Annotated in this window: 12 protein-coding genes and 1 pseudogene; all 13 read right to left on the bottom strand. The window is 63.4% G+C overall.

The features are described 5' to 3' along the window. Window positions 1–2049, bottom strand: a complete 2049-nt coding sequence (gene nuoL / locus BSL82_RS01750; RefSeq protein WP_072595757.1) for an NADH-quinone oxidoreductase subunit L — start codon at window positions 2047–2049, stop codon at window positions 1–3. Window positions 2050–2056: 7 nt separating this feature from the next. Further along, window positions 2057–2365 carry an NADH-quinone oxidoreductase subunit NuoK gene (gene nuoK, locus BSL82_RS01755; RefSeq protein ID WP_072595758.1) on the bottom strand — a complete coding sequence of 103 codons (309 nt, stop codon included), beginning with the start codon at window positions 2363–2365 and terminating at the stop codon, window positions 2057–2059. Beyond that, on the bottom strand, window positions 2362–2973 hold the full coding sequence (locus tag BSL82_RS01760) for an NADH-quinone oxidoreductase subunit J (protein WP_072595759.1): 612 nt from the start codon (window positions 2971–2973) through the stop codon (window positions 2362–2364). Before BSL82_RS01760 ends, nuoK begins: the two co-directional genes overlap by 4 nt. Before the next feature lie 33 nt (window positions 2974–3006). Continuing rightward, window positions 3007–3492, bottom strand: a complete 486-nt coding sequence (gene nuoI, locus BSL82_RS01765; RefSeq protein ID WP_072595760.1) for an NADH-quinone oxidoreductase subunit NuoI — start codon at window positions 3490–3492, stop codon at window positions 3007–3009. Then, complete coding sequence (nuoH, locus tag BSL82_RS01770) at window positions 3489–4541, bottom strand: NADH-quinone oxidoreductase subunit NuoH (protein ID WP_072595761.1); 1053 nt, start codon at window positions 4539–4541, stop codon at window positions 3489–3491. Before nuoH ends, nuoI begins: the two co-directional genes overlap by 4 nt. Then, window positions 4538–6565 (bottom strand): NADH-quinone oxidoreductase subunit NuoG, encoded by a 2028-nt coding sequence (gene nuoG, locus BSL82_RS01775; RefSeq protein ID WP_072595762.1) that lies wholly within the window; start codon window positions 6563–6565, stop codon window positions 4538–4540. The genes nuoH and nuoG overlap by 4 nt, the downstream gene beginning before the upstream one ends. Before the next feature lie 72 nt (window positions 6566–6637). Next, window positions 6638–7936 (bottom strand): NADH-quinone oxidoreductase subunit NuoF, encoded by a 1299-nt coding sequence (gene nuoF / locus BSL82_RS01780; RefSeq protein ID WP_072595763.1) that lies wholly within the window; start codon window positions 7934–7936, stop codon window positions 6638–6640. 66 nt (window positions 7937–8002) lie between these two features. Then, window positions 8003–8641, bottom strand: coding sequence for a complex I 24 kDa subunit family protein (locus BSL82_RS01785; protein ID WP_072595764.1), 639 nt, complete (start codon window positions 8639–8641; stop codon window positions 8003–8005). Then, entirely contained in the window at window positions 8638–9852 is a 1215-nt protein-coding gene (locus BSL82_RS01790; protein ID WP_072595765.1) for an NADH-quinone oxidoreductase subunit D, read from the bottom strand. Before BSL82_RS01790 ends, BSL82_RS01785 begins: the two co-directional genes overlap by 4 nt. 14 nt (window positions 9853–9866) lie before the next feature. After that, window positions 9867–10517, bottom strand: a pseudogene (locus BSL82_RS01795) (NADH-quinone oxidoreductase subunit C); the annotation flags it as partial. Next, window positions 10514–11080, bottom strand: a complete 567-nt coding sequence (locus BSL82_RS01800) for a NuoB/complex I 20 kDa subunit family protein (protein ID WP_072595767.1) — start codon at window positions 11078–11080, stop codon at window positions 10514–10516. The gene BSL82_RS01800 and the pseudogene BSL82_RS01795, both read right to left, overlap by 4 nt. Further along, entirely contained in the window at window positions 11071–11388 is a 318-nt protein-coding gene (gene ndhC / locus BSL82_RS01805; protein WP_072598545.1) for an NADH-quinone oxidoreductase subunit A, read from the bottom strand. The genes BSL82_RS01800 and ndhC overlap by 10 nt, the downstream gene beginning before the upstream one ends. A 165-nt stretch (window positions 11389–11553) precedes the next feature. Beyond that, complete coding sequence (locus BSL82_RS01810) at window positions 11554–12369, bottom strand: inositol monophosphatase family protein (RefSeq protein ID WP_072595768.1); 816 nt, start codon at window positions 12367–12369, stop codon at window positions 11554–11556. Window positions 12370–12397: the final 28 nt, after the last annotated feature.

Genomic DNA, 12397 nt, shown 5'->3' on the forward strand with positions numbered 1-12397 from the left:
TTATCGTACCATCGCCCAGGTTGCGGCAGCGGCAATGCCAAGCAGCATCACCAGCGCATAGGTATAGACATAGCCGGTCTGGAGCCGCCGGGCCGCGACGCTGCCGCCCGCCACCACGGCGGCCATGCCGTCGGGGCCGAAGCGGTCGATCGTGCCGACGTCGCCCTTCTTCCAGAAGAACCGGCCGATGGCGAGCGCCGGCCGCACGAACAGCACGTTGTACAGCTCGTCGAAATACCATTTGTTCAGCAGGAAGGCGTAAAGCCCCCGGAACTGCGCGACGAACGCGCCCGGCAGCGCCGGATTGCGGATATAGCTGTTCCAGGCCAGGAACAGGCCCAGCAGCATCACGGCAGCGGGCGAAAGCTTCACCCACAAGGGCACCTCGTGCATCGCGTGCATCAGATGCGCGTCGAATGCGATCGAGCCGTTCCAGAAGTTCCCCTCCACGTCAATGAAGCCGTGGTGGAAGATGAAGCCGGCAAACACCGCGCCAAGCGCCAGCACGCCCAGCGGAACGAGCATCGTCCACGGGCTTTCGTGCGGATGATAGCCCGCCGTTCCCTTGGCTGGATGGACATGATGGCCGTGGCTGTGCGCTTCCGTCTCCTGGCCCGCGTCCTCGGCGTCGGGGTGATCGTGATGATCGCCATGGACCGCGTGCTGGATATGCTCCGACGCCGCCCAGCGCGGCTGGCCGAAGAAGGTCAGGAACACCAGTCGCCATGAGTAGAAGCTGGTAAGGAGCGCCGCGAACACACCAACCGCAAAGGCGGCATATCCCGCCTGCCCGCCCGCCGCGAAGGCCGCCTCGATGATCGCGTCCTTCGAATAGAAGCCGGCAAAGCCGAACACGCCAATGACGCCGACGCCGGTGATGGCGAGCGTGCCCGCCGTCATCGCCCAGAAGGTGAGCGGAATGTGCCTGCGAAGCCCGCCGTAAAAGCGCATGTCCTGCTCGTGATGCATCGCGTGGATGACCGAGCCTGCGCCCAGGAACAGCAGCGCCTTGAAGAAGGCGTGGGTGAACAGGTGGAACATCGCTGCGCTATATGCGCCGACGCCCGCCGCGAAGAACATGTAGCCAAGCTGCGAGCAGGTGGAATAGGCGATCACGCGCTTGATGTCGTTCTGCACCGTGCCCACCGTCGCGGCGAACAGAGCGGTCGCCGCCCCGACATAGATGACGACGTTGGTCGCGGTCACGCTCGTCTCGAACATCGGCGACAGGCGGCAGACCATGAACACGCCTGCCGTCACCATCGTCGCCGCATGGATCAGCGCCGACACTGGTGTGGGGCCTTCCATCGCGTCCGGCAGCCAGGTGTGGAGCCCAAGCTGCGCCGATTTGCCCATCGCGCCGATGAACAGCAGCAGGCAGAGCAGCGTCATCGTGTCCATCCGCATGCCCAGAAAGCCGATGGTCGAGCCCGCCATGTCCGGCGCGGCTGCGAGAATGGCCGGGATCGATACGGTGCCGAACACCAGGAAGGTGCCGAAGATGCCCAGCGAAAAGCCGAAATCGCCGACGCGGTTGACGACGAACGCCTTGATCGCCGCCGCATTGGCGCTGGGCTTGTGATACCAGAAGCCGATCAGCAGATAGGAGGCGAGCCCCACGCCTTCCCAGCCGAAGAACATCTGGACGAGATTGTCCGCCGTCACCAGCATCAGCATCGCGAAGGTGAACAGCGAGAGATAGGCGAAGAAGCGGGGCTGGTCCGGATCTTCGGCCATATAGCCCCAGCTATAGAGATGGACGAGCGCGGACACGGTGGTGACCACCACCAGCATCACCGCCGTAAGCATGTCCACGCGCAGCGACCAGGCGACATTAAGGTCGCCCGAATGAATGAAGTCCAGCACATGCGCGACATAGGGCTGCGTCTGCCCCCCCATCATCGGCAGGAAGATGCCCCAGGCCAGCGCGCAGGAGATGAACAGCGCGCCGGTGGTCAGCAGCTTGGCGGGAACATTGCCGATCGCGCGATTGCCCAGCCCGGCGATAAGCGCCGCGACAAGCGGCAGGAAGACGAGTGCCTGGATCATTGGGCGGTCAGCCCTTCATCATGTTGATATCTTCAACCGCGATGGTCCCACGGTTGCGGAAATAGGCGACAAGGATTGCAAGGCCGATGGCGGCCTCGCCCGCCGCCACCGTCAGCACGAACATCGCGAACACCTGGCCCACGAGATCGCCCAGATAGCTGGAAAAGGCGACGAGGTTGATGTTCACCGACAGCAGGATCAGCTCGATCGACATCAGGATGATGATGACGTTCTTGCGGTTGATGAAGATGCCCAGCACGCCAAGCACGAACAGGATCGCGCCGACGGCCAGATAATGGCCCAGTCCGATCGTCACAGCGTAACCCCCTGCCCCGTTTCCGGCTTTTCAAGCCGCACCGCGTCTTCCGGACGGCGCGCGACCTGCTTGCCGATGTTCTGCCGCCGCACGCCGCCCCGTTGGCGGTGCGTCAGCACGATCGCGCCGATCATCGCGACGAGCAGCACCAGGCCGGCTGCCTCGAACACATAGGCGTAGCGGGTGTAGATCACCGAACCCAGCGCCTCGGTATTGCTCATATGCGGGCTGGGCACGGCGGCGCGCGCGGCCGGTTCTATCAGCCCGGCGTTCCATGCGCCGACAGCGAAGATCAGCTCGGCGCCCAGCACGGCGGCCAGCAGCAGGCTGAACGGCAGATAGCGCGCGAAACCGGCGCGCAGCTCGCTGAAATCGATATCCAGCATCATCACGACGAAGAGGAAAAGCACCGCGACCGCGCCGACATAGACGATCACCAGCAGCGCCGCCAGAAACTCCGCCCCCAGCAGCAGGAACAACCCGGCGGCGTTGAAGAAGGCGAGAATCAACCACAGCACCGAATGCACCGGATTGCGGGCGAGGATGGTCAGCGCGCCCGATGCGATGACAATGCCCGCGAACAGATAAAAGGCTATGGCCTGGATCACTTGCGACGTTCCCCGCTCACTCGGCTGTGGCGCTTAACGATAGGGGGCGTCGGCGGCAAGGTTCTGCGCAATCGCCCGCTCCCATCGATCGCCGTTCGCCAGCAGCTTGTCCTTGTCGTAGATCAGTTCCTCGCGGGTCTCGGTGGCAAATTCGAAGTTTGGCCCCTCGACGATCGCATCCACCGGGCAGGCTTCCTGGCAGAAGCCGCAGTAGATGCACTTGGTCATGTCGATGTCGTAGCGCGTGGTGCGGCGGCTGCCGTCCTCGCGCGGTTCGGCTTCGATCGTTATCGCCAGCGCGGGGCACACGGCTTCGCACAGCTTGCACGCGATGCAGCGCTCCTCCCCGTTGGGATAGCGGCGCAGCGCATGCTCGCCCCGGAAACGGGGGGACACCGGGTTCTTCTCATAGGGGTAGTTGATCGTCGCCTTGGGCTTGAAGAAATACTTCAAGGTCAGCCAGTGCGCCTTCACAAACTCTATGAGAAAGAAGGATTTGACGACAGACGCGACACTCATGATCCGAGCACCTTATAGCGGGTCAGCATCAGCCACCCGGAGACAAGGACAACCCACGCAAGCGACAGCGGCAGGAACACCTTCCAGCCCAGACGCATGAGCTGGTCATAGCGATACCTCGGCACCGTCGCCTTCACCCAGGCGAAGACGAAGAAGAAGAACGCGATCTTGAGGAGCAGCCAGATGAAGCCCGGCACTGCATAGAGCGGTTCCCAGTTCACCGGGGGCAGCCAGCCGCCGAAGAACAGTATCGCAGTCATCGCGCACATCAGCAGGATGTTGGCGTATTCGCCGAGGAAGAACAGCGCGAACGCCATGGATGAATATTCGGTCTGGTAGCCGGCGACCAGCTCCGACTCCGCCTCGGCAAGGTCGAACGGCGGGCGGTTCGTCTCGGCAAGGGCCGAGATGAAGAACACCACCGCCATCGGAAACAGCAGCGGATTGAAGACATTGCCGTTCAGCAGGCCAAAGGCGTAGCCGACCTGGCTTGTCACGATCTCCGACAGGTTGAAGCTCGACGCCCACATCACCACGCATACGATGACGAAGCCGATCGACACCTCATAGCTCACCATCTGCGCGGCGGAGCGCAGGGCGGCCAGAAACGGATATTTCGAGTTGGACGCCCAGCCCGACATGATGATGCCGTAAACGCCAAGCGAGGAGATGGCGAACAGATAGAGCACGCCGATATTGATGTCGGCCAGCACCACGCCCGCATCGAACGGGATGACCGCCCAGCCCACCAGGGCAAGGCTGAAGGTGATCATCGGCGCAATGAGGAAGATGACGCGGTTCGCGCCCGACGGGATGATCGTTTCCTTGAGGAACAGCTTTGCGCCGTCGGCGAAGCTCTGGAGCAGGCCCCAGGGTCCGACGACGTTTGGCCCGCGCCGCATCTGCATCGCGGCCCAGATCTTGCGGTCGGCATAGACCGAAAAGGCAACGGCCAACAGCAGCGGCAGGACGATCAGCAGGATCAGGATCGTCGTCGCGACGAACCAGCCAAACCCCTCGCCCAGCAGATTCTGGAACCACGGCGTCATTCGGCGGCCTCCAGCATCGGCTGCTTGTGGATGATCTCGGCCGAGCAGCGCTCCATGGTGTAGCTTGCCCTGCAAACGGCGTTGGTGAGGTAGAAATCCTCGATCGGATAGCGGATTTCGCCCTTTGGCGCGGCGCCATCGAGCTTGGGCGGCGACCAGTCGAGCGGCTGCACCCCTTCTTCGGCAAGCGCCGGATGATCGGCAGCGATTGCAGCGCGAAGCTGGCCGGGGCTGTCGAACGGCAGCTTTGCGCCAAGCACTTCGGACAGCGCGCGGAAGATCGTCCAGTCTTCCCGCGCGTCTCCGGGCGGGAAGACGGCGCGCTCGCTGAACTGGACACGGCCTTCAAGGTTCACCCAGGTTCCGGGCTTTTCGGTATAGGCCGCCCCCGGCAGAATCACATCGGCGCTGTGCGCTGCGCGATCCCCATGATGGCCGACATAGATCTTGAACGTGCCCTCGAATGCCGAAAGATCGGCCTCGTCCGCGCCAAGCACGAACAGCGCCTTAAGGCTTTCCGCCTTGGCGGCAATTGCGGGCAGGCCGCCCGGCGTTGCAAAGCCAAGCATCAGCGCGCCCATGCGGCTTGCGGCGGTGTGGACGATGTTGAAGCCGTTCCAGTCGTCTCGCACGAGTTTGAGATCGGCCGCCAGCTTCAGCGCGGCGGCGAACCCGCCCTCTGCGCCAAGTACCGTCTCGCCAACCAGCAGCACAGGCTGTTCGGCATTTTTCAGCGCATCGGCGGCTTCGGCGGGGAGGCTGGCGAGAAGGCCCAGGTCGTTGCCGAGCCATGTCGCCTTGTAGGTCAGGTCCACTTCCCGCCCGATCGCGAAGACCTTCGCCTTGCCGCGCCGGATCGCTTTGCGCACGCGCGTGTTCAGCAGCGACGCTTCCCAGCGAAGATTCGTGCCTGCAAGCAGGATCACGTCCGCCCGCTCCAGCCCCGCGATACCGGTGTTGGAGCGAAGCGCCGACAGGCTGGACGTGTCATAGCCAAGCCCGTTCTGGCGGCCTTCCACCAGTGACGAGCCAAGCGCTGCAATCAGTTTCTTCGCGGCATAGAGGCTTTCCACCTCCACCAGGTCGCCCGCCACTGCAGCAACCTCGTCCTTGCCGACGCCCTTCAGCTTTTTTGCGATGGCGGCGAATGCATCGGCCCAGCTTGCGGGCTGGAGCCTGCCCTTCACCCGCACATAGGGCTGGTCGAGCCGCGACCGGACGAGGCCGTCGACGGCGTGGCGCGTCTTGTCGTGCGCCCATTCCTCGTTCACGTCCTCGTTGATGCGCGGCAGCACACGCAGCACCTGACGGCCGCGCGCATCGAAGCGCACATTGGTCCCGACCGCGTCCATCACGTCGATGCCCGGCGTCTTGGTCAGCTCCCACGGCCGCGCCTCGAACGCATAGGGTTTGGACGTGAGCGCACCCACCGGGCACAGGTCCACCACATTGCCGGAAAGCTCCGACTGGATGGCATGTTCCAGATAGGTGGTGATCTGCATGTTCTCGCCGCGATAGATCGCGCCGATGTCCTCCACGCCGCCGACTTCCTCGGCAAAGCGAACGCAGCGGGTGCACTGGATGCAGCGGGTCATCGCCGTCTTGACGATGGGGCCCATGTATTTCTCGGTCACGGCCCGCTTGTTCTCGTGAAAGCGGGTGTGGCCGCGTCCATAGGCAAGCGACTGGTCCTGAAGGTCGCATTCGCCGCCCTGATCGCAGATCGGGCAATCGAGCGGGTGGTTGATGAGGAGGAACTCCATCACCCCTTCCCGCGCCTTCTTCACCTTTTCCGATGTGGTGGTGATGGTCTGGCCGTCGGCTGCAGGAAGCGCGCAACTCGCCTGCGGCTTGGGCGGCCCGGGAGCGACTTCGACCAGGCACATGCGGCAGTTGCCGGCGATCGACAGCCGCTCATGATAGCAAAAACGCGGGATTTCCTTGCCCGCCGCCTCGCACGCCTGCAGCACCGTCGCGCCGGCGGGGACTTCGACCTCTATCCCGTCTACGGTCAGCTTAGGCATCGTCAATCACCACGTCATTCCTGCCTAGGCGGGAACCCATGAACACTGCATCAAATGGCTTGCCCAGGAACGTCACTCCGCCGCCTCCATCATAGGGGCAGCGCCGCTGCGCTCGTTGATGCGCCGCTCGATTTCCGGGCGGAAGTGGCGGATGAGGCCCTGGATCGGCCAGGCCGCCGCGTCGCCAAGCGCGCAGATGGTGTGGCCTTCCACCTGCCGGGTCACTTCCTCAAGCAGGTCGATCTCGTGAAGCTGGGCGTCGCCGGTGCGAAGCCGCTCCATCACCCGCCACATCCAGCCCGTGCCCTCGCGGCAGGGCGTGCACTGGCCGCAGCTTTCATGCTTGTAGAAATAGCTGATCCGGCTGATCGCGCGGACGATGTCGGTGGACTTGTCCATGACGATGACGGCGGCGGTGCCAAGGCCGCTGCCAAGCGTCTTCAGCCCGTCGAAATCCATCGGCGCGTCCATGATCTCGGCGGCGGGCACCAGCGGCACCGACGATCCGCCGGGGATGACCGCAAGCAGATTGTCCCAGCCGCCGCGAATGCCGCCCGCATGCTTGTCGATCAGCTCGCGGAACGGAATGCCCATCGCCTCTTCCACCACGCAGGGCGCGTTCACATGACCTGAAATCTGGAAGAGCTTGGTGCCCTTGTTGTTCTCCCGCCCGATGGAGGAGAACCACGCCGCCCCGCGCCTCAGGATGGTGGGAGCGACCGCGATCGATTCGACATTGTTGACCGTGGTCGGGCAACCGTAAAGGCCGACTCCTGCCGGGAACGGCGGCTTCAGGCGAGGCTGGCCCTTCTTGCCCTCCAGGCTTTCGATCTGGGCGGTCTCCTCGCCGCAGATATAGGCGCCCGCGCCGCGATGGACGAAGACGTCGAAATCATAGCCCGAGCCGCAGGCGTTCTTGCCGATGAAGCCCTTTTCATAGGCCTGGGCGACGGCGGCGAAGAGCGTCTCCGCCTCGCGGATGAACTCGCCGCGAATGTAGATATAGGCGGCCCGCGCGCGCATGGCGAAACCGGCGACCAGCGCGCCCTCGATCAGCTTGTGCGGATCGTGGCGAATGATCTCGCGGTCCTTGCACGACCCCGGCTCCGACTCGTCGGCGTTGATGACGAGAAAGCTCGGGCGGCCCGGCTGCGGCTCCTTGGGCATGAAGCTCCATTTGAGGCCGGTCGGGAACCCAGCGCCGCCGCGCCCGCGCAGGCCGGATGCCTTGATCCGCTCGATGATTTCATCCTGGCCGAAGTCGAGCAGCGCCTTGGTGTTGTCCCAGTCGCCGCGCTTCATCGCGCCTTCGATGCCCCAATCCTGATAGCCGTACAGGTTGGTGAAGATGCGGTCCTTGTCCTCAAGCATCGGCGTTCACCACAACAAGACCGTTCGTATCGACTTCGCTCGGGACGAACGTGAATGGAGAGTTCGTCACGCCATGAACTCCTTCAACGTGGTCGGGCCGCCGACCGGAGCCGAGAACTGACGGTCGATCTGCGGGCCGGGCTTCGGCCGTTCGCCCCTTGCAAGCGCTTCAAGGATCGTGGTCGTCGTCTCGTAGCTCAGGTCTTCGAAATTGTCGTCGTTGACCTGGATCATCGGTGCATTGGCGCAATTGCCCATGCATTCGACCTCGGTCAGCGTGAACAGGCCGTCCGCCGTCGTCGCGCCCTTCCTCAGCCCCTTGTCGGAGCAGGCGCGGAACACATCGTCGGAGCCGCGCAGCATGCAGGGCGTCGTCCCGCAAACCTGCACATGATAGCGGCCGACGGGCGCCAGATTGTACATGGTGTAGAAGGTCGCGACCTCGAACGCGCGGATATAAGGCATGCCGAGCTGCTCTGCGATGAACTCGATCACCGGCACCGGCAGCCAGCCCTGCGTGTTCGTCTCTACCCCCACCTGCCGCTGCGCCAGGTCCAGCAACGGCATCACGGCCGATTGCTGCCGCCCCGCCGGATAGCGGGCGATGATGGCCTTCACCTTGTCGGCGTTTTCCGGAGTCCAGCGGAAATCGCCCCAGCGTGCGCGGACTTCCGCCTCATCGGGAATATGGGCAGCCTCGCTCACCGGTCGCACTCCCCGAACACCACGTCGATCGCGCCCAATATGGCGGTCGCATCGGCCAGCATGTGGCCCCTCGTCATCATGTCCATCGCCTGAAGGTGGCTGAACGCCGTCGGCCTGATCTTGCAGCGATAGGGCTTGTTGGTGCCGTCCGACACCAGATAGACGCCGAATTCGCCCTTGGGGCTTTCGGTCGCCACGTAAACCTCGCCGGCGGGCACGTGAAAGCCTTCGGTGTAGAGCTTGAAGTGATGGATCAGCGCTTCCATCGACTGCTTCATCTCGCCGCGCTTGGGCGGCACCACCTTGCGGTCCAGCGAGGCGATCGGCCCGTCCGGCATGTCGCGCAGGCACTGCTTGATGATGCGGATCGACTGGCGGCATTCCTCCACCCGCACCATGAAGCGGTCGTAGCAATCGCCGCTGGTGCCGACGGGAACGTCGAAGTCCATGCGGTCGTACACGTCATAGGGCTGGCTTTTGCGGATATCCCAGGCGATGCCCGAACCGCGGATCATCGGGCCGGAAAAGCCCCATTTGATCGCGTCTTCCTTTGACACCTTGGCAATGTCGACATTGCGCTGCTTGAAGATGCGGTTGTCGATGACCAGCGACATCGCGTCCTCGAACACCTTGCCGAAATTGTCCGCCCAGTCGCCAATGTCATTCAACAGCGCCACCGGCAGGTCCTGATGAACGCCGCCGGGACGGAAATAGGCGGCGTGCATCCGCGCGCCCGATGCGCGCTCATACAGCGACATCGCCTTTTCGCGTTCCTCGAACACCCAGATATTCGGGGTCATCGCCCCCACGTCCATGACGTGCGAGCCGATGTTGAGGCAGTGGTTCAGGACGCGGGTGATCTCCGCGAACATCACGCGGATATATTGCGCCCGCAGCGGCACTTCGAGGTCGAGCAGCTTTTCGATGGCCAGCACATAGGAGTGCTCCATGCACATCGGGCTGACGTAATCGAGCCGGTCGAAATAGGGCAGCGCCTGAAGATAGGTCTTGTACTCGATCAGCTTTTCGGTGCCGCGATGGAGGAGGCCGATGTGCGGATCGACCCGCTCGACGATCTCTCCGTCCATTTCCAGCACCATGCGCAGCACGCCATGCGCGGCCGGGTGCTGCGGGCCGAAGTTCACCATATAATTGGCGATATCGACCTCACCCGACTCCGGGGTGATGAATTTATCCAGTGTATCGGCCATTATTTTTTGCCATCCGCATCAACCGGCGACGGCGCTCCAGGGGCCTCCGGCTTCGCCTTTTCGTCACCGGGCAGCACATATTTCGCGCCTTCCCAAGGGCTAAGGAAGTCAAAGCTGCGGAAATCCTGCGCCAGCTTCACCGGCTCGTAGACCACGCGCTTGTGCTCTTCGGAATAGCGCAGCTCGACATAGCCCGTCAGCGGGAAGTCCCTGCGCTGCGGGTGGCCCTGAAAGCCATAGTCGGTCAGTATGCGACGCAGGTCGGGATGGTTCTCGAACAGCACGCCGTACATGTCGTAGACTTCGCGCTCCAGCCAGTTGGCGACCGGCCAGATGCCCGTGAGCGAAGGCACAGGCGTATCCTCGTCGGTCGAAATGCGCACCCGAATGCGGCGGTTCCTGGTCAGTGACAGCAGATGGTAGCAGACCTCGAACCGCTCCGGCCGTTCCGGATAATCGACGCCCGCGATCTCCATCAGTTGCTGATATTCAAGACCGGGCGTATCGCGCAGCGCGATCATCGCGTCGGCCAGCTTCTCGCGGACCACTGTGACCGAGATTTCGTCGACCGAATCCCTGGCGTCGACAAATGCGTCGCCGATCGCCGCCTTCACGGCATCGATCACGCCTTCATTGGACGCCATGCGGGGCGCAGGACTGCTCATCTCTCGAACGTCCCGACGCGGCGGATTTTGCGCTGGAGCGTCATGATTCCGTAAAGCAGCGCCTCGGCGGTGGGCGGGCAGCCCGGCACATAGACGTCAACCGGAACGATCCGGTCGCAGCCGCGCACCACCGAATAGCTGTAGTGATAATAGCCGCCGCCATTGGCGCAGCTTCCCATCGAGATGACGTAGCGCGGCTCCGACATCTGGTCGTAGACGCGGCGCAGCGCCGGGGCCATCTTGTTGCAAAGCGTACCCGCGACGATCATCACGTCCGACTGGCGCGGACTCGCGCGCGGCGCAGCGCCGAAACGCTCCAGGTCATAGCGCGGCATGTTGACCTGGATCATCTCCACCGCGCAGCAAGCCAGGCCGAAGGTCATCCACCACAGCGAGCCGGTGCGCGCCCAGTTGAACAGGTCTTCGGTCGAGGTGACGAGAAAGCCCTTGTCGCTCACCTCCGCCTGAAGCGCCTTGAAATAATCGGCGTCGGGCGCGGTGCCCGGCGGCGGCGTGACCGACGGATTTTCCGGGGCATGGCCTTGGGGCAAGGTCACTCCCATTCCAGCGCTCCTCTTTTCCAGGCGTAGATAAAGCCAACCGTCAGGTCGATCAGGAAGACCATCATCGCGGCCCATCCGGCCAATCCGATCACCCCCAGCGAAACGGCCCATGGAAACAGAAAGGCCGCCTCCAGATCGAAGATGATGAACAGGATCGAGACCAGATAGAACCGCACGTCGAACTGACGCCGCGCGTCCTCGAACGCCGGAAAGCCGCACTCATATTCGGTGAGCTTGTCCGGATAGGGATTTTGCGCCCCGGTCAGCGTGGCGATCAGCACAGGCAACCCGACGAACACGCCGGACATAAGAATCGCTATGCCCAGAAACAAGAGGATCGGCAGATATTGCGACAGGTCGAGCGGCAAGGAACATCTCGCAGGTGCGAATGAAAACTGGTGCGGCTTTTAGGAGCCTTGTCCCGGCTTGCCAAGCCGTTGAGCGCGCTTTGTAGGCAGATTTTCGGCTTCGGCTCAGCCGCGCAGCGCGCCCGCGATCAGGCGGTGCAAACGCGAATGAATCGCATCGCTCGCCGCGATGATCTCGCCGCGTTCAACGGCGCGATCCCCGCCCCTGAAATCGCTGATGAATCCGCCTGCTTCGCGCACCAGAAGGATACCGGCGGCGACATCCCAAAGCTTCAGGTCGCTTTCCCAAAAGCCGTCGAAACGCCCTGCCGCGACCCAGGCGAGATCGAGCGCGGCCGATCCGAAGCGGCGGATGCCGGATACTTCGGGCGCGACCGCGTGCAGAATGCTCTCGAACCGGGCCATGTCGCCATGGCCCATGAAGGGAATGCCGGTGGCGATCAGGGAATCGGCGAGGTCGCGCCGCGCCGACACGCGCAGGCGGCGGTCCTGAAGCCAGGCGCCCTTGCCTTTTTCCGCCCAGAAGCTTTCGTCCGTCAGCGGTTGATAGACAAGTCCTGCGACAATGGTGCCGCCCGGCCCAGCCTCGGCATCCTCCACCGCGATGGAAACGGCGAAGTGCGGGACCCCGTGAAGAAAGTTGGTGGTCCCGTCCAGCGGATCGACTATCCAGCGAAAACGGCCATTCTGTCCCTTCTTTTCGCCGATTTCCTCCATCACATAGCCCCAGTCGGGCCGCGCCTGCATCAGCACTTCGCGGATCGTCTGTTCGGCGGCATTGTCCGCGGCGGACACGAAATCGGCCGGGCCCTTGCGCGACACCTGCAGCGCCTCGACCTCGTTGAAGTCGCGGCGCAGCCGGGGCGCGGCCTTGCGCGCCGCCTTTTCCATGATGGTGATGAGGCTGGAATGTGCGGGCATTTTTCTGCTTTTTCCGTTCGTGTCGAGC

It is taken from the genome of Tardibacter chloracetimidivorans (assembly GCF_001890385.1).
GTDB lineage: Bacteria > Pseudomonadota > Alphaproteobacteria > Sphingomonadales > Sphingomonadaceae > Tardibacter > Tardibacter chloracetimidivorans.